16 protein-coding genes are annotated in these 18,468 nt (G+C 47.0%); 9 read left to right on the top strand and 7 right to left on the bottom strand.

Annotated elements, in window-relative coordinates; genetic code table 11:
- The first annotated feature begins 22 nt into the window (after positions 1-22).
- The 3 genes from rlmB (at position 23) to trpS (ending at position 2,687) form a co-directional block, all read left to right on the top strand.
- On the top strand, positions 23-766 hold the full coding sequence (gene rlmB / locus BIW15_RS21390) for a 23S rRNA (guanosine(2251)-2'-O)-methyltransferase RlmB (RefSeq protein ID WP_005455666.1): 744 nt from the start codon (positions 23-25) through the stop codon (positions 764-766).
- Positions 767-868: 102 nt separating this feature from the next.
- The gene (locus tag BIW15_RS21385) at positions 869-1,555 is read left to right on the top strand and encodes a phosphoglycolate phosphatase (RefSeq protein WP_077281586.1); all 687 of its coding nucleotides are present in this window, start codon (positions 869-871) and stop codon (positions 1,553-1,555) included.
- Positions 1,556-1,670: 115 nt separating this feature from the next.
- Positions 1,671-2,687 (top strand): tryptophan--tRNA ligase, encoded by a 1,017-nt coding sequence (gene trpS / locus BIW15_RS21380; protein ID WP_005468382.1) that lies wholly within the window; start codon positions 1,671-1,673, stop codon positions 2,685-2,687.
- A gap of 64 nt (positions 2,688-2,751) precedes the next feature.
- Here trpS and BIW15_RS21375 read toward each other — a convergent pair whose 3' ends face one another.
- Positions 2,752-3,126, bottom strand: a complete 375-nt coding sequence (locus BIW15_RS21375) for a hypothetical protein (RefSeq protein WP_179115323.1) — start codon at positions 3,124-3,126, stop codon at positions 2,752-2,754.
- Positions 3,127-3,662: 536 nt separating this feature from the next.
- Here BIW15_RS21375 and BIW15_RS21370 point away from each other — a divergent pair.
- The 6 genes from BIW15_RS21370 (at position 3,663) to BIW15_RS21345 (ending at position 12,604) form a co-directional block, all read left to right on the top strand.
- Positions 3,663-6,617 (top strand): ExeM/NucH family extracellular endonuclease, encoded by a 2,955-nt coding sequence (locus BIW15_RS21370; RefSeq protein WP_077281584.1) that lies wholly within the window; start codon positions 3,663-3,665, stop codon positions 6,615-6,617.
- Positions 6,618-6,794: 177 nt separating this feature from the next.
- A complete protein-coding gene (locus tag BIW15_RS21365; protein ID WP_005458124.1) occupies positions 6,795-7,382 on the top strand; it encodes an aminodeoxychorismate/anthranilate synthase component II in 588 nt (195 codons plus the stop codon).
- Positions 7,383-7,743: 361 nt separating this feature from the next.
- A complete protein-coding gene (locus BIW15_RS21360; RefSeq protein ID WP_005458126.1) occupies positions 7,744-8,955 on the top strand; it encodes an aspartate aminotransferase family protein in 1,212 nt (403 codons plus the stop codon).
- A gap of 109 nt (positions 8,956-9,064) precedes the next feature.
- Positions 9,065-10,084, top strand: a complete 1,020-nt coding sequence (astA, locus tag BIW15_RS21355; protein WP_005458129.1) for an arginine N-succinyltransferase — start codon at positions 9,065-9,067, stop codon at positions 10,082-10,084.
- Between the two features lie 28 nt (positions 10,085-10,112).
- Positions 10,113-11,570, top strand: coding sequence for a succinylglutamate-semialdehyde dehydrogenase (astD, locus tag BIW15_RS21350; RefSeq protein WP_025528082.1), 1,458 nt, complete (start codon positions 10,113-10,115; stop codon positions 11,568-11,570).
- A gap of 242 nt (positions 11,571-11,812) precedes the next feature.
- A complete protein-coding gene (locus BIW15_RS21345; protein WP_025501810.1) occupies positions 11,813-12,604 on the top strand; it encodes a DUF1338 domain-containing protein in 792 nt (263 codons plus the stop codon).
- 156 nt (positions 12,605-12,760) lie between these two features.
- Here BIW15_RS21345 and crp read toward each other — a convergent pair whose 3' ends face one another.
- The 6 genes from crp to BIW15_RS21315 form a co-directional block, all read right to left on the bottom strand.
- Positions 12,761-13,393: a cAMP-activated global transcriptional regulator CRP gene (gene crp, locus BIW15_RS21340; protein ID WP_005381432.1), complete on the bottom strand. Its 633-nt coding sequence runs from the start codon at positions 13,391-13,393 to the stop codon at positions 12,761-12,763.
- A 240-nt stretch (positions 13,394-13,633) separates the two neighbouring features.
- A complete protein-coding gene (locus tag BIW15_RS21335; RefSeq protein ID WP_077281583.1) occupies positions 13,634-14,503 on the bottom strand; it encodes a phosphoribulokinase in 870 nt (289 codons plus the stop codon).
- Positions 14,504-14,628: 125 nt separating this feature from the next.
- Complete coding sequence (locus tag BIW15_RS21330; protein WP_005458136.1) at positions 14,629-14,841, bottom strand: YheU family protein; 213 nt, start codon at positions 14,839-14,841, stop codon at positions 14,629-14,631.
- 33 nt (positions 14,842-14,874) lie between these two features.
- On the bottom strand, positions 14,875-15,882 hold the full coding sequence (locus BIW15_RS21325) for a hydrolase (RefSeq protein ID WP_077281582.1): 1,008 nt from the start codon (positions 15,880-15,882) through the stop codon (positions 14,875-14,877).
- An 86-nt stretch (positions 15,883-15,968) separates the two neighbouring features.
- A complete protein-coding gene (locus tag BIW15_RS21320; protein ID WP_077281581.1) occupies positions 15,969-16,457 on the bottom strand; it encodes a TIGR02444 family protein in 489 nt (162 codons plus the stop codon).
- Positions 16,454-18,373, bottom strand: a complete 1,920-nt coding sequence (locus tag BIW15_RS21315; RefSeq protein ID WP_077281580.1) for an ABC transporter ATP-binding protein — start codon at positions 18,371-18,373, stop codon at positions 16,454-16,456. Before BIW15_RS21315 ends, BIW15_RS21320 begins: the two co-directional genes overlap by 4 nt.
- Positions 18,374-18,468 lie beyond the last annotated feature (95 nt).

The raw sequence follows: 18,468 nt of genomic DNA, 5'->3' as shown, positions 1-18,468 counted from the left end.
AAGCACAGAAACAGGTTAAGTAATGAGTAACGAATTTATTTACGGCATTCATGCCGTGAAAGCGGTATTGGAACGAGAACCAGAACGTTTTATTGAAGCGTACGTTCTAAAAGGACGCCAAGACGATCGCCTAATGCCAATCTTGAACGATTTGCAGGTGTGTGGTGTTTCTATCCAACAAATGACGCGTAAAACCTTGGATGACAAAGCACATGGTGCAAACCACCAAGGCATCATCGCGCGCGTAAAACCAGCAAAACAGCTGAACGAAAACGACATCGACGACATCCTAGCGCAGCATGAGACACCGTTGCTATTGGTTTTGGATGGCGTGACTGACCCTCACAACCTTGGTGCCTGTTTACGTAACGCCGATGCTGCTGGTGTTGCTGCGATTATCGTTCCTAAAGATCGATCAGCACCAATGAATGCAACAGTAAGCAAAGTAGCCTGTGGCGCTGCAGAAGTGGTGCCTTTGATTCGTGTAACCAACCTAGCGCGCACAATGCGTACTCTGCAAGAGCAGGGCATCTGGTTCGTGGGTACGGCGGGTGAAGCGACACACGACATTTATCAAGCAAAACTGACTGGTCCTCTGGCAATTGTCATGGGCGCAGAAGGTGATGGCATGCGCCGCCTAACGCGAGAAACTTGCGATGATTTGATTAAAATCCCAATGGCAGGTAGCGTATCAAGTTTGAATGTGTCGGTTGCATCAGGCATCTGTTTATTCGAAGCAGTTCGTCAGCGCTTGGCTGCGAAGTAAGCGAATGAGACCATATGTCACTGAGCCCAAAGGCTTAGTGGCTTGAAGAATCAAACACATAGGATGGGAAACCATCCTTTGTTATTTTTAGCTAGGGAAATTATGACTCAACAAGATATTAAACTGATTGCGTTCGATCTGGATGGCACATTGTTGGACAGCGTACCTGATTTGGCCGTTGCTGCAGACCAAGCGGTACAAGCTTTGGGTTACCCTGCAGTATCGGAAGAGCAAGTACGTGATTACGTAGGTAACGGTGCTGACGTCCTGATTGGCCGCGCACTAAGCCAAAGCATGACCATCAGTATCGATCTTAGTGAAGACCTGTGTGCAAAAGGACGCGAGCTGTTTGATGACTTTTACGCGCAAAGCGGTCATCAGCTGAGCCATCTTTACCCAACAGTAAAAGAGACGCTAGAAGAGCTACATCAGGCAGGCTTTACGATGGCACTTGTAACGAACAAACCATCGAAGTTTGTGCCAGAAATTCTAGAGCAACATGGCATCGCAAAATACTTTGTGGACGTATTGGGGGGTGATGCATTCCCTGAGAAAAAACCAAACCCAGTCGCACTGAACTGGTTGATGGAAAAACATCAGGTGAAAGCGAGCGAAATGCTGATGGTTGGCGACTCGAAGAATGACATCCTTGCGGCGAAAAACGCAGGTTGTGCTTCGTTTGGTTTAACATACGGTTACAACCATGGTGAGCCTATTTCAGCTTCAAACCCAGATTTTGTCGCAGACAGTTTATCTGAATTATTGGAAGTAGTAGCCGTTTCTGCATAACGGCAACAAAAGAGCTTCCAAAATACTTGTTAATGAGTACACTGAGTAAACCGTGCGCTAAAAGCCGCACGGTTTTTCATTTTAATTAGATTAAGAAGTCAAAGGAATCATTCTAATGAGCAAACCCATCGTATTGAGTGGTGTTCAACCGTCAGGTGAACTAAGTATCGGTAACTACTTGGGTGCTCTACGTCAATGGCAGCAGATGCAAGACGATTATGATTGCCAATACTGTGTTGTAGACCTTCACGCGGTTACGGTTCGCCAAGATCCTAAAGCCCTACATGAAGCGACTCTAGACGCATTGGCGATCTGTCTGGCAGTTGGTGTTGATCCGAAGAAGAGCACGCTATTTGTTCAGTCACACGTACCAGAGCATGCTCAACTTGGTTGGCTTCTTAACTGTTACACTCAAATGGGTGAACTGAGCCGTATGACTCAGTTTAAAGACAAGTCTGCACGTTACGCGAACGACGTAAACGTGGGTCTGTTTGATTACCCAGTGCTAATGGCAGCAGACATCCTGCTTTACGGCGCACACCAAGTGCCAGTAGGTAGCGACCAGAAGCAGCACCTAGAATTAGCGCGTGATATCGCAACGCGTTTCAACAACATTTACTCGCCAGAAAGCCCAATCTTTACGGTGCCTGAGCCATATATTCCAACGGTTAACGCGCGCGTAATGAGCCTTCAAGATGCGACGAAGAAAATGTCGAAGTCTGATGATAACCGTAAGAACGTTATCACGCTGCTTGAAGAGCCGAAATCGATCATCAAGAAGATCAACAAAGCGCAAACGGATACCGAAACGCCACCAAGCATTCGCCATGATGTTGAAAACAAAGCGGGTATTGCTAACCTAATGGGTCTTTACTCTGCAGCGACAGGCATGAGCTTTGAAGAGATTGAAGCGAAATACAAAGGCGTTGAAATGTACGGCCCATTCAAGAAAGACGTGGGTGAAGCGGTTGTTGCGATGCTTGAGCCAATTCAAGAAGAATACCGTCGTATTCGCGCAGATCGCGCGTTTATGGATGAAGTGATGAAGCAAGGCGCGGAGAAAGCATCGGCTCGCGCGGCGGAAACACTGAAGAAAGCATACGAAGCTGTCGGTTTTGTTGCTCGTCCGTAATCTCAAGTAATCCAATACCCAAAAAGCTCCACTTCGGTGGAGCTTTTTTTATGTGCTGAGAAAATTACTCAAAGGGCGTGTTGTCCATACAGCGCTCCATATCATAGTACTCAACGCGGCCACGAGCGCCTAAAAACGACGATTTTACTACCATCCCACGATCCACATAATAAGTAAGGAAAACACAGGATATCTCGTAACTTAACTGTTTGATTTTATATGGCTCCCAGTAATAGTCTGGTCCAGGCAGGTGGGCACGAAAAGAAATGACACCATCGTCACTGACTTCAAACTCTTCCATTCCCTTGAACTCATTTTTTGCTGATTGGATAGTTTTTTGATTAGCGGTTGGGTAAAGCGGTTCAGAAGATGTTAGCTGACAACCTGTCATAAGCCCAAACGCGGAGAGAGCCAGCCCAATACGTTGAATTGTTTTCATTGATTTTTCCACGATAGATGATGGATGAGATCTTATTGTCTCGCGTTGGTTTTATAACGCTTGTGTATGTTTTTCTCCACTGTGTTGTCGGAATTTATCATTTTTGATTGATAAAAATTTGAAGTGTAAATGGCGAGTGCGCAAAGCGGGGGAGTAAATAACAAGCGAGAGCCTGAAAGAAACCAAAGTAGCAATATTACTAAATTAGTAATTAATTATATTTAATGAAGCATGAAAGCGCTCGAAATAATAACTTGGTGTACCAAGGAAGTATTGATGTATTCCATAACATGGAATGAAAAAATAAACTGAGCAATTAGTCTAATTTTGCTTTCCTGCTGCACTACTGGACTGTATTTATTACAAAATATGTTTGAATACGCTGTTTTGGCATATTTTTATAGATTCACATGTGATTTATTTCACGGCTTTTACTGCTCTTTCTTATTTATTTCATAAATAAACCTGATAGTAGACGCAAATGGTAGGCTCTGATCGGAGCTTAGTTTGCATTTAAATAAATATCAGGTACGACAATGGACACGTTAATCAAACCCTCAATACTTGCATTAACCATCGCCAGTGCGCTTAGCGCTAACGCGAATGCAGAAATTATCATTTCCCAGTACGTAGAAGGTGGCTCGTATAATAAAGCGGTCGAGATCGCGAATACCGGTGATGCCGCAGTCACGCTAACAGGTTATGAGCTAGCGAAATCATCTAATGGTGGTGGAACTTGGGGCAGCAAGATCGATTTGAGCCAAGTGACGTTGCAAGCGAAGCAGGTGTTTGTTCTGGCCCATGGCGATGCCAGCGATGCGATTAAAGCAGTGGCTGACCAGACCGATAAAAACGTGGCGAACTTTAATGGTGACGATCCTCTCGCACTATTAAAAGATGGTGAAGTTCACGACATGGTCGGCGTGATGGGTGGTGTAGCATTTGGCAAAGACGCCACTTTGGTACGTAACGGTGACGCACTGACGCCTTCTGCGACTTTCCAATCTTCTCAATGGACAACGTTAGCGAAAGACAACATTGATGGCTTGGGCGAGCTGAATGCAGCTGAGCCACCTGCAGCATTTGTGTGTGAAGTGGATGGACACGCGCCAACGTTCACATCCATTCAAGACATTCAAGGTGAAGGTGCTTCTTCGCCATTTATCGATGGTTACCCATACATTACGACAGAAGAGCATTTTGTTACTGGTGTCGTGAGCGCTGTTACTAGCGGTTTGACGAAAGGCTTCTACCTGCAAGCTATCGAGAACGATAACAACGATAAGACGTCAGAAGGTCTATTTATTCATACGAACGCCGCAGATACCGAGCTAAAGCCTGGTGACGTAGTTTGTGTGAAAGGTAAGGTTCAGGAGTACTACAGCAATACTCAGCTTTCTTCTGACGCAACCAGCTATGTAAAAACTGGCACGTCAGACATTTCATTGGTGACGCCGCTTGTGATCAAAGAAGGCGAAACTCTGCGTGATGCATTAGAGCGCCATGAAGGGATGCAAGTGACGCTGAACTCAGCCAGTGATTTGTTTGTTACTCGTAACTTCTCTTACGATTACGATTCAAAACGTAACAACATGATGTTGTCGCACCAAGCTCCGCTCTTTAAGCCAACTCAGCTTCACGCAGCAAACAGTGCAGAAGCCGTCGCGCTAGCAAAACAAAATGCAGAGAATCGAGTTTTCCTAGAATCTGATGCCAAAGCACCGAACGGCAAAATTCCTTACTACCCTGAGTTTGGTCAAGATTTGGATCAAGACGGTTCATCTGAACAGCACATTCGCTTAGGTTCGCGCGTTGAAGGTTTACAGGGCGTAGTGAATTACAGCTACAACGAATACCGTCTGATCGCGACGAACGATGTAAACAACACTAACTTTGTGGCAACGGGTGATGGTTTTGATGTAGAGCGTAAAGCGGCGCCAGCTATCGTAGAGTCGGATTTACGCGTTGCAAGCTTTAACGTGCTTAACTACTTCACTTCGGTTGCAGACAGCGGAAACAACAACCCGATAGGCCAAAACCGTGGCGCGACGAATCACGATGAGTTCTTGATCCAACAAGCGAAGATCGTGTCTGCGATGAACAAGATGGATGCTGACATCATTGGTTTGATGGAAGTGGAGAATAACGGCTTCGGTGATGGCAGTGCTGTGCAAAACTTGGTGGATGCATTGAATGCGGAAATCGATGACGCAGATGATCATTACACTTACGTTGAAATCGCAGATAAAGACAAGTACCAAGAAGAGTACTTCGGAAGCGATGCGATCATGGTTGCTATCTTGTACCGCGCGAAAGTGGTCACGCCAAAAGAAGCGGCGAAAGTGATCTTCACGCCAGAGCAGCACATTGCCGAAAACACCATTACTCGTAAAGATGGTGCTGAGAGCAACCCTGCGTACGACAAATACCAACGTCACAGCTTGTTGCAAACCTTCACGGTACAAGAGAGCGGTGAAGATCTTTCTATCGTCGTTAACCACTTTAAATCGAAAGGTTCTGAATGTATTGAAGAGTGGATCGCTGGCGTAGAAGACTCGGAGCCTGCGGATCTGCAAGGCAACTGTAACAACTTCCGTGTTTCTGCTGCGCATGCAGTGGGTGAAGCGTTGAAAGACGTGAAAGGCGATGTGTTGCTGATGGGGGATCTCAATGCGTATGGTATGGAAGATCCACTACTGACACTGACCGACTACTCGAAAGAGAAATACGGACGTGATATCTACACAGCGGGTTACACCACAATCAACGGTGGTGAGTTGCAAGTTGAGCAAACGCAAATCAAACAAGGTTACGGCCTGAACAACCTTAATACCTTGCTGCATGGCACAGACACGTTCTCGTACACCTATTCTGGTGAGCTGGGCAATTTAGACCACGCCTTGGCAAGCAACAGCTTGGCGCAAAAAGTGGTAGCGATTGAAGATTGGCACATTAACTCACTAGAAAGTAACTTGTTTGAGTACGGCAGCAAATACACAGGTGATATGCCGAAATACAAAGACGCGTTCTCGGCATCTGACCACGATCCTGTGATCATCGCGATTGATTTACCTGATACGGATATCGATTTACCGAAAGCGGGTGAAAACTTAGCGGTAGATGTACGTTTGCCACCAAACGCGGTTGCAGGTGACATCGTGACTGTTAGCTTAACCGTCGCGACTCAAGCTACCGCTGTAAGTAGTGACGCGAAAGCTTACTCAGCGAGCAAGACTTTAGATCAAACGGACATTAAAGCGCGCAGCGTGAATGTTGAGTTTGAACAGGCGCCAGAGCAAGGTAACTACCAACTGGAAGAGAAAGTGACAGACTCGACTGGCAACGTCGTTAAGTTTAGCTCTGCTCGTGCAGTCTCTATGACTCAACCTGAAACGGGCACCACAGATTCGAAAGACTCTGATGGTGGTTCGTTTGGGTTTGGTGCACTGCTAGCAATGCTTGGACTTGGTTTGTTCCGCCGCCGCCGTTAAGCCACTCCTTTCCTAAAAACATAGCTGTAAAACTCAAAGGCCAGCCGATGCTGGCCTTTTTATTGCGCAAAGACTTGCCTTTCTAATTGGGTGTTGCAAAATACCGCCCTCAATTGTGGTAAACCAGACAATTGATCCTTAAGCCTTGCCAAAACGGATTGGAGCAGCCGACACGTTATGTTGTTGATCATCGATAACTACGATTCTTTCACTTATAACCTTTACCAATACTTTTGCGAGCTTGGTGCTCAGGTAAAGGTCGTGCGCAATGACGAAATCGACATTCAAGGTATCGAAGCCCTCAATCCAACCCATTTGGTGATTTCCCCTGGGCCTTGTACGCCAAACGAAGCGGGTATTTCCCTGCAAGCGATAGAGCATTTTGCCGGTAAGCTTCCTATTTTGGGGGTGTGCCTTGGCCATCAAGCCATTGCGCAAGTGTTCGGTGGTGAAGTTGTGCGTGCGAGACAAGTCATGCATGGTAAAACATCGCCTATTCGCCACACGGGTCGCAGTGTGTTTAAAAATCTAAATAACCCACTTACGGTAACCCGCTACCACTCTCTTGTGGTGAAAAATGGCACGTTACCCGATGTGTTTGAATTGACCGCTTGGACGGAGCTGCCTGATGGAAGCATGGACGAAATAATGGGATATCAGCACAAAACCCTGCCTATTGATGCTGTGCAGTTTCATCCAGAATCAATCAAAACTGAGCAAGGACATGAGCTGTTAGCCAACTTTCTTGCACGCAGAGCGATCTGATCTCGATCACTTTTCTTAACAAATTGTTCATCTTTTTGACGGTGTAAGTGGAATGCAAAACTATGCGTTTCATGGTTGATGGTCTGCTTATGCACGCCATTTTGACTTGTCTAACCCCTGTATTACATAACTTTTATAAAAATTCACTTCTCTATTTTACTTTCTTGATGCATAAATACTCATAAGTAGTGATTAATGGCAGTTGCGCAGCAATACGAAAAGAATAAATCACTATTGAAATGGTTAATTAAATGTAAATACAATGCCGCAATAGCTTAAATGCAAAACATTATTTGCTGGCAACGATGGCCGGTTAAATTCGCTTATCTGCTACGCATGCGGTATCAAGAAGGAATGTGCAATGACAACGGAAATTAAAGTAGAGCGCGGTTTATTCGATGAGGTGATGGTACCTTGCTATAACCCGATGGAAATGATCCCTGTAAGAGGCAAAGGCTCACGTATTTGGGATCAGGACGATAACGAGTACATCGACTTTGCTGGTGGTATTGCAGTGAGCTGCTTGGGTCATTGTCATCCAGTAATGGTTGATGCGTTGACTGAGCAAGGCAACAAGCTGTGGCATCTAAGTAACGTGATGACGAACGAGCCGGCACTTCGCCTTGCGAAAAAGCTAACTGAAGTGAGCTTTGCTGAGCGCGTATTCTTTGCTAACTCGGGCGCAGAAGCCAACGAAGCGGCACTGAAATTAGCACGCCGTTACGCGGCAGATGTTCATGGCCCTGAAAAATCAGAAATCATCGCATTTAAACAAGGTTTCCACGGTCGTACATTCTTTACTGTGACGGTTGGCGGTCAAGCGGCTTACTCAGACGGTTTTGGTCCTAAGCCAGGCGATGTTACGCACTTACCATACAACGACATCGAAGCACTTCAAGCACACATGTCAGATCGCACATGTGCAGTTATGATGGAGCCGCTACAAGGTGAAGGCGGTATCGTGCCACCAACTCCGGAATTTGCCCAAGCAGTACGTGAACTGTGTGACAAGCACAACGCGCTACTTATCTTTGATGAAGTTCAAACGGGTAACGGACGTACTGGTCATTTCTATGCTTACCAAGGTCTAGGCATCACGCCAGACATTCTAAGCACAGCAAAATCACTGGGTGGTGGTTTCCCTATCGGCGCAATGCTAACAACAGCAAAACTGGCTGAGCATCTGAAAGTGGGCACTCACGGTTCAACATACGGTGGTAACCCATTGGCATGTGCAGTGGCAGAAGCGGTCGTTAACGAAGTGACAAAACCAGAAGTGCTTGCTGGTGTTTTAGAGCGCGAAGCGCTGTTCCGCGCAGGTCTAGAAAAGATCAATGCGAAGTACAACCTATTCTCTGAAGTTCGTGGCAAAGGTCTATTGCTAGGCGCTGCGCTGAATGAAGAGTGGCAAGGCCGTGCACGTGATGTGCTGGTTGCTGCAGGTAAACAAGGTCTATTGGTATTGGTTGCGGGTGCCAATGTCGTGCGTTTCACACCATCACTTGTTATCACACAACAAGAAATTGAAGAAGGCTTGGCGAAACTGGATAAAGCTATCGCGACTTTAGTTTAAGCGCGATATCAGTTTAAACGTCAACGCAGACACCCCCGTCAAGGATCTCTGATGGGGGAATTGTTCCTACAATATAGTTAGGATCTTCTTGCATCTGGAGGGAGTATTGATGCTAGTAGTTCGCCCTATCGCGATGTCGGATTACGACGCGCTGCACACCTGTGCGGTGGAGTCTGGTCACGGATTTACATCTCTACCGGTTAACGAAGAACTGTTAACCAATCGAATCAAACACTCGGAGTACAGCTTTGGTAAGCCCGACGTGACCGAACCCGGTGACGAAGGCTACCTAATGGTGGGTTTTGACTCTGAATCGGGTGAGGTTGCGGGTACCACCGGAATCGAAGCATCTATTGGCTGGGACGTACCGTTCTACTCATATCACATCAGTAAAGTGGTTCACTCTTCGCCAAAACTCGGCGTAAATAACGTCGTTAAGCTATTGACATTTGGCAACAACTACACGGGGAACAGTGAGATTTGTACGCTGTTCCTACGCGAAAAATATCGCCAGGGCTTAAATGGCCGTCTGATGTCTAAGTGCCGTTTTCTTATGATGGCGGAGCACCCAGAGCGTTTCTCTAAAACCATCTTTGCCGAGATGCGTGGCGTCTCTGATGCGAATGGTAATTCTCCATTCTGGCAATGGTTACAAGAGCATTTCTTCTCTATTGATTTCACACTTGCAGATTATCTTACCGGCATCGGCAAGAAAGGCTTTATCGCTGACTTAATGCCAAAGCTGCCAATTTACATCAACCTATTGAGCCCAGAAGCCCAAGCGGTGATTGGTCAAGTGCATGACAACACGCGCCCAGCGCTGAAGCTGCTAGAGCGTGAAGGATTTACCAACCGTGGCTACGTCGACATCTTCGATGGCGGTCCAACGGTTGAATGTGACTTACGCAATATCGAATCGGTACGTCATTCATTCCGTGCTCAAGTCAAAATCTCAGCGCATACCAGCACTCAAGACTTCTTGATGTGTAACTCGTCATTCGAGAACTTCCGTGCCGCTGCAGCAAAAGCCGCTTACGACGCAGAAACGCAAAGCGTTGTGCTGGCGCCTGAATTAGCTGATGCGCTCTTGGTGAAGGAAGGGGATTTCGTTCGCCTTCTACCGCAGTAACAGACGACAGAATTTAAGGATAGTAACAATGACACATTGGATTGCAGGTGAATGGGTACAAGGTCAGGGTGAAGAGTTTGTGTCTCTGTCGCCGTACAACCAAGAAGTAATTTGGCGCGGTAACGGTGCAACGGCGGAACAAGTAGACCAAGCCGTTGCTGCAGCGCGTGCTGCGTTCGTCGAATGGAAAAAACGTCCATTCGCTGAACGCGAAGCAATTGTGTTGGCTTTTGCTGAAAAAGTGAAAGAAAACAGTGAAAAAATTGCCGAAGTTATCGCGAAAGAAACGGGTAAACCAATTTGGGAAACGCGCACAGAAGCGGCTGCAATGGCTGGAAAAATCGCTATTTCTATTCGTGCCTACCATGACCGTACTGGTGAAGCGACTCGCGAAGCTGCGGGCAACCAGATTGTATTGCGACATCGCCCTCTTGGCGTAATGGCGGTGTTTGGGCCATATAACTTCCCTGGTCACTTACCGAATGGCCACATCGTTCCTGCCTTGCTAGCGGGGAACACAGTTGTGTTCAAACCATCTGAGCAAACGCCTTGGACTGGCGAGCTAGCTATGAAATTGTGGGAAGACGCGGGTTTGCCAAAAGGCGTGATCAACCTTGTTCAAGGTGCGAAGGAAACCGGTATTGCGTTGGCTGATGCGAAAGGTATTGATGGCATTCTGTTTACGGGCAGTGCGAACACGGGTCACATTCTGCATCGTCAGTTTGCAGGTCAACCAGGCAAGATGTTAGCGCTAGAAATGGGCGGCAACAACCCGATGGTCATCTCTGATAACTACGGTGATTTGGATGCAACGGTGTACACCATCATCCAATCGGCATTCATCAGTGCTGGTCAACGTTGTACTTGTGCTCGTCGTCTATACGTGCCGTTTGGTGAGAAAGGGGATGCTCTGATCACTAAGCTGGTGGAAGCGACGAAAAACATTCGCATGGATCAACCATTCGCAGAACCTGCGCCATTTATGGGCCCACAAATCTCTGTGGCTGCGGCGAAGTTCATTCTTGATGCGCAAGCAAACCTGCAATCTCTAGGCGGTGAAAGCTTAATTGAAGCGAAAGCAGGAGAGGCGGCGTTTGTTTCTCCAGGCATCATCGATGTGACTAACATTGCCGAGTTGCCAGATGAAGAATACTTCGGACCACTGCTGCAAGTCGTGCGCTATGAAGGTTTGGATAAAGCCGTAGAGCTGGCGAATGACACGCGCTTTGGCCTGTCGGCAGGTCTTGTATCAACAGACGATCAAGAATGGGAATACTTTGTTGACCACATTCGCGCAGGCATCGTAAACCGCAACCGTCAATTGACGGGCGCAAGTGGTGACGCCCCATTTGGTGGCCCTGGAGCATCAGGCAACCTTCGTCCAAGCGCGTACTACGCGGCGGATTACTGTGCTTATCCTATGGCATCTATGGAAGGGCAGGCGACGGAATTACCTGCGACATTGAGCCCAGGCGTGACGCTTTAAGTTTCAATAACAGGGTCACGACCATGCATCGTGGCCCAATGTGCTGACGCATCATTTAGGTTTGGGTAGTACGCGTTGGCATTACACGGCAAGTGAGCACAGACTCAGAAAGCGTGTTTGACTGACTGACATTTACCGTCACAGGTTGATGGTTGCTCGTTCATTATTCTGGACAGCTTTTGGGCTGTGAACGAGCGGCCACACTCTTATCTTAATCCTACATCTCGTAACAAGGAGTCGTTATGACGCCCGATGTGTTATTTGAATCGCTATGGCAAGACTACATCCAACGTCTTTGTCCTTCTGCTGCTAAGGTGCATCAGCTTCTACAAGAAGATGAGGCTCTGATTAATGATCATATTGCTTTACGCACTTTCAATGTTGAGCCGTTAGGTATCGAGACATTGGCGAAACCGTTTTTAGCTGCTGGCTATAAAGCGTGTGGGGACTACATATTTGAGAGCAAAAAACTGGTCGCAAAACACTATGAGCACCCAGATCCGAAGCAGCCTAAAGTCTTCATCAGTGAGCTGAAAGTCGAAGAGTGTTCGCCAGAGCTGCAGGCTATTGTGGCGAAACTGGTTGCGCAAGTGGATGCTGACAAACTGTCGGGCAGTGCATTTCTGCATGGCGGTCGCTTATGGGATCTAAGCTTTGCTGATTACCAAACGTTGGCTAAAGAGAGCGAGTATGCGTCTTGGCTGGCCGCGCACGGTTATGGTGCTAATCACTTTACGGTGAGTGTGAATCAGCTGAATCAACACGATGAAGTCAAACAGGTTAACGACCATCTTCGTCAGTCAGGGTTTGTGATCAATGAGTCGGGCGGTGAGGTGAAGGGCTCGCCGGAAGTGCTGCTTGAGCAATCGTCGACGATGGCAGACAAAGTGCCAGTGACCTTCGAAGAAGGTTCGGAAATTATTCCAGGTGGCTTTTACGAGTTTGCTAAACGTTACCCAATGGAGAATGGCGAGTTGTATCCAGGATTTGTTGCAGCATCAGCAGACAAAATTTTTGAAAGTACTAATGGCTAAACGCCATGGAATACCTTGGGTTAACGTTGCTGTTTGTTAGCCTCTTGCGACCTAGGGTTTGACTGAGTTGCAAGTTAAATAACAAGGTAAATAAAAAGCCACCAATGTCGCCATTGGTGGCTTTTATAATTTTGTTCGTGTCACTCTAAATTGAGATTAACGAGTACCGTAAACAACGATAGTTTTACCGTGCGCAGAGATTAGGTTCTGCTCTTCTAGCATCTTCAAGATACGACCTACTGTCTCACGAGAACAGCCAACGATTTGACCGATTTCTTGACGAGTGATCTTGATTTGCATGCCGTCTGGGTGAGTCATCGCATCTGGTTGTTTAGCAAGGTTCAGAAGCGTCTGAGCGATACGACCAGTTACGTCTAGGAACGCTAGGTCACCCACTTTTTGGCTAGTTACTTGAAGACGACGAGCCATCTGCGCAGAAAGACGCATTAGGATGTCTGGGTTTACTTGGATAAGCTGACGGAACTTCTTGAAAGAAATTTCAGCAACTTCACAAGGAGATTTAGCGCGAACCCAAGCTGTACGCTCTTGGTCTTCTTCGAATAGACCAAGTTCACCAATAAAGTCTCCTTGGTTTAGGTAAGAAAGAATCATTTCCTTACCTTCTTCGTCCTTGATAAGAACCGCAACAGAGCCTTTAACGATGTAGTACAACGTTTCAGCTTTTTCACCTGCGTGAATTAGCGTGCTCTTTGATGGGTACTTATGAATATGACAGTGTGAAAGAAACCACTCTAATGTTGGGTCGGTTTGAGGTTTACCTAGAACCATAATATCTCACTTCCTCTGCAGGGTACGCTTGCGCTATCCATATTTTAGCTAAGCCTGAATTAGGCTTACTAGAATAAGAGCACTTTTTATATGCTGCAAGCTCTCTTGTGTTTCGGTAAGAAATAGTATCCTTTTTCGAAAACGATTTCTTGATTTTAATCGTGCCATGATTGAGATTTTGTAAGCAAAACTGTGCACATGATCACGGTATGAAAAGTAAACATCTAGCCCGCTACGTTTTTAGCCAATTTTTCCTGTTTCAATCAGCTGTTGTAGGATAGGCCTAACTATGAGCTCCATTGCAAAGCTCATTTTGCCGCCTGGCACAACAATGGTGTTGTGGCGCGACATAAATGAGCCATCAATCATGGCCAGCAGATATGGGAAGTCGACATTCTTAATGCCGCGCAGACGAATCACCACAAAACTTTCATCTAAACTCGGAATGCCTTTGGCGTTAAGCGGGTTGGAGGTATCGACGGTTGGGACGCGTTGAAAGTTGATGTGAGTACGAGAAAACTGCGGAGTGATGTAATTGAGGTAATCGTCCATTGAGCGCACGATTGAGTCCATCACCGCTTCACGCGAATGGCCGCGATCGCGAGTGTCGCGCACGAATTTTTGGATCCACTCTAAGTTCACAATTGGCACCATGCCAATCAAGAAATCCACATGCTGAGCAACATTAACATCGCCATCAACCACACCACCATGCAGCCCTTCATAAAACAGCACGTCGCTGTTTTCAGGTAAGTCTTGCCACGGTGTAAATGTGCCTGGCATTTGATTGTAGGGAACCGCTTCGTCAAACGTATGCAGATAACGGCGCACGCTGCCAGTGCCGTCATTACCGAACTTACGGAAAAACTCTTCTAATCCCGGGAAGTCATTCGCTTGCGGACCAAAGTAACTGATGTGTCGGCCTTGCTCGCGGGCTTTGCGAATTTCGATGTCCATTTCAGGGCGAGTAAAGCGATGGAAGCTGTCTCCTTCCACCCATGCCGGCCTGATGTTCATCATATTGAACATCTTGCGGAATGCTTCAGACGTTGTGGTTGTGCCGGCACCGGATGAACCAGTAACCGCAATGATTGGGTGTTTAGCTGACATGACAAACCTTGTCGAAAATTACGTACCTGTAAAGTGCAGCAGCGAACCGCTGCACGGTCGATAACCCACTATAGCATGTAACAACGACTTGTCATCGAGTGGGATACGGTAAAAATGTGAACGTGCTAAAACTTTGCTTTGAGTTGAATATCAACCGTTTCATGCAGTTCTGAGAACACGATGACGGCTTCACCTTTTTCTAGTTGCGTCTTCACTTGATCGATTTTGTTTTGCAGTGAAATTTCAACCGCGCCATAGTCGGTGCCTTCGCGTAGTACGAACTCACGGATTAGATTTTCCAGTGTTTCTGGCGCGATGTCTTGCCAAGGAATGATCATAAATACCTCAAACTTTTATGATGAAAGGCTAGTTTACTGTGTTCGCGGTTTGGATACAGCTGAAAGGTACTCTGCCGCGACACTTTCGTAGTACGCGGGCAGGGCTTCCTCTAACCAGAACTTTGGTTTTAATGCAGTACCAGTCAGAAAGCCAACGTGTCCGCCGTGCTCAAACAGACGGTAATCAATGTTATCTGGCAGAACAAATTTGGGGATCACTTCATCGGTCATGAACGGGTCGTCTTTGGCGTGAATGATCAAAGTTGGCAAGGTGATCTGCTGTAACTTGCTCAATCCTGAGCATTGATCGTAATAATCTTGTGCATCCTTGAAACCATGCAGAGGTGCAGTGATCAAGTCATCAAATTCGTACAGACGAGTGACGCGCTTGATGGAGTTGTACGACAGCGCCAATTCTCCATGTAGTAAATGATGTTTTTGTAGAGCATTCCTTTTGAGCGAAGAGAGTAGGTAACGGCGATACACTTTGGAAAAGCCCTGCTCAATTCGATTGGCACAAGCCGCCAAATCCAGTGGTGCAGAGACGATGGTGGCCGCTTTTAAAATCGGGTCATCTTTGTATTGTGCTAAGTAGTTCGCCAGCATATTGCCACCAAGGGAGATGCCGACGGCGACTTTGGGATTGTTTGGAAAGCGCAAGTGAAGGTGTTCCAAAAAGAAGCGAGCGTCCGTTACTTCTCCTGAATGGTATGCGCGAGCTTTTTTGTTCGGTTTGCCGCTACAGCCACGAAAATGCATCATCACCGATAACCAACCAGATTTCGCAAACGCATTCATCAGGCCGTTTGCATACGGGCTGTAGAAGCATCCTTCCAAGCCATGAAACAAAACGAAGATGGGTTTGTTCTGGGCAGCTTCTTTGGTGGGATCTTCACTCCAAGCGAGATCGAGGAAGTCGCCATCGTCGGTATCCAGCGTCTGCCAAATAGGCGTAAACAGCGCTTTTTTACGAATAAAGCGCGGTAAAAGGGTCTGAAGGTGCGGGTTCTTGATCCCGGCGGCTGCGAAAAATTGTGTCATACCTAACTGCTCTTATATGATCCTTCATGTCAGTTGAAGAACTTATTAATATAATCCTTTATAAAGATTATAGGTATTCTACAGCGTTATGAGTGTTGTGGTGGGTGAATGTTTGGCACAGGGATAGCAAAGGCTTGTTGCAAATGCTCTCCACCAAGCTGACGACAGTATCTGAGCGTGAGTGGATCGCCATCGTTTTTAATCAGTGTAAGTGAGTTAATACAGTCGACCAAATCGGCTTGTTGTTGCTTTTCGAGTTGCAGTTCAAACTGCAGGCTTTCTCGATATAACGCATCGTTCACTTGGGATTTTAGATGACGTCGCAGGTCGCGAAAAGAGTGTAGCAGCGTTTCACTACGGCCAAGGCAGCTTTGAACCAAATGCCAATCTTTCTCTTGGAAGATAAGCTGCTGCTCGTCGAGCCAACGGAGCAGCAGTAATAGATTCACGTTACCGTGGTAATTGTTTTGCAATGATAAACACGCTTCTTTTACTTCTCGCACGCCATAAAACTGCAGGCTGAACTGCCAAAGGTGTTCTAGGGTAAGAGTGTATTCCGCGTGTTTGTTTGTCATTGGTTAAACTCTAGCTCCATCTGCTCCAGTTCTTCCTGAGCAGACATCCATTCCATTTCCACTTCTTCAAGTTCTGATTTGCTCGAAGCTTGAAGGGCCAGCACTTCATTTAGTTTAGCTTTATTTTCGGCTTCATACAGTGAGTTATCCGCCAATTGTTCTTCAGCCTCTGCCAGTGCTACACCTAACTTATCCATTTTATTTTCTAATTGTGTCAGGGTTTTGCGAATTGGCGCCGTCAGTTTACGAAATTCCGCTTCGCGACGTTTTTGCTCTTTCTTCGCAGCGGCACTGTTTGCGGTATCTTTAACTGGTTGCGACGCTTGTGCTTCTTTTCGCTCGGCTTTTTGTTGTTCAGTCAGCCACTTGTAGTAGTCGTTTAGGTCACCATCGAATGGCGCAACTTGGCGATCATGCACTAAGTACAAGTCATCGGTGGTTGCGCGCAGTAAGTAACGGTCGTGTGAAATAATCACCATCGCACCTTCGAACGTTTGCAGAGCCATGGTTAACGCTTGGCGCATGTCTAAGTCTAGGTGGTTGGTTGGTTCGTCGAGTAGCAATAGGTTTGGTTTTTGCCACACGATCAATGCCAGCACCAAGCGTGCCTTTTCACCACCAGAGAACGGTGCTACTTTTTCTAGCGCTTTGTCGCCTTGGAAACCAAAACTACCTAGGTAATCGCGCAGTTGCTGCTCTGTTTGATCCGGTGCAATCTGCATCATGTGCTGCAGTGGCGTTTCTTCTGGGTGCAACGTTTCCAACTGGTGCTGAGCAAAGTAGCCGATCTTTACGCCTTGCGAATAGGTGAGATCGCCGCCTTGCGCTTTAAGTTCACCTGAAAGTAGTTTGATTAAGGTCGATTTACCTGCGCCGTTGCGGCCAAGCAAACCAATACGGCTGCCCGGTACTAAGTTCAGACGAATCTTTTCTAAAATTAGGTTGTCGCCGTAACCTGCCGATACGTCGTCCATCATCATGATTGGATTTGGCAGCGCAGCTGGTTGACGGAATTCAAAGCTGAATGGGTTATCGAACTGCGCGGGCAAGACTTTTTCCATGCGTTCTAGCGCTTTGATTCGGCTTTGCGCTTGGCGCGCTTTCGACGCTTTGTAGCGGAAGCGGTCGATGTAGCTTTGCATGTGCGACATTTGCTTTTGTTGTTTCTCGAACATCGCTTGTTGCAGCATCATTTTTTGCGCACGTTGATTTTCGAATGACGAGTAGTTGCCCGTGTATTCGTTCAGCTGTTGGTTTTCGATATGGATGATGCGACCAACGATCGGATCTAGGAAATCTCGGTCGTGTGAGATCAAGATCAGCGTGCCAGGGTAGTTTTGCAGCCAGCGTTCTAGCCACATTACGGCGTCCAAATCCAAGTGGTTGGTTGGTTCGTCGAGCAGTAGTAGATCGGAACGACACAATAGTGCTTGAGCCAAGTTAAGGCGCATACGCCAACCACCAGAGAACTGAGTTAAGTTCCAGCTCATCTGTTCTTGGCTAAAGCCAAGGCCGTCAAGCAATTCTGCCGCACGGGCACGGATGCTGTAACCGCCAATGGTTTCGATCTTGCCGTGAATTTCTGCTACCAGCGTACCGTTGTCTTTTTCTTCGGCAACCGCTAGCTGTTGCTCAAGACCGCGGTATTCGCGATCACCATCAATGACGTATTCCAGTGCGCTGCGTTCTAAAGCAGGTGTTTCCTGCGCTACCCACGCCAATTCCCAATGTTGAGGTTGGCTAAACGAGCCCGCGTCAATCGACAGTTCATCTTTCAGTAGAGCAAATAAGGTCGATTTACCACAGCCGTTTTTGCCAACCAGACCCACTTTGTCACCTGGGTGAATGGTTGCCGATGCTTGGTCTAAAAGAGGTTTACCGCCACGCAGTAACTGAATATCAGAGAAGGTAATCATAGGGTTTTTGTTCACTTTGCGCAGCGCGCGTTTCTTGGTCGTTGATCTCGCGATGAATAGTAGGGCTATTGACGGGAAAAGTCGATCACTGAGCT

This window comes from Vibrio sp. SALL6, from assembly GCF_002002385.1.
GTDB classification, from domain to species: domain Bacteria; phylum Pseudomonadota; class Gammaproteobacteria; order Enterobacterales; family Vibrionaceae; genus Vibrio; species Vibrio parahaemolyticus.
Note: the sequence above shows the minus strand (reverse complement) of the source record. Positions and strands in the feature narration are given on the sequence as shown.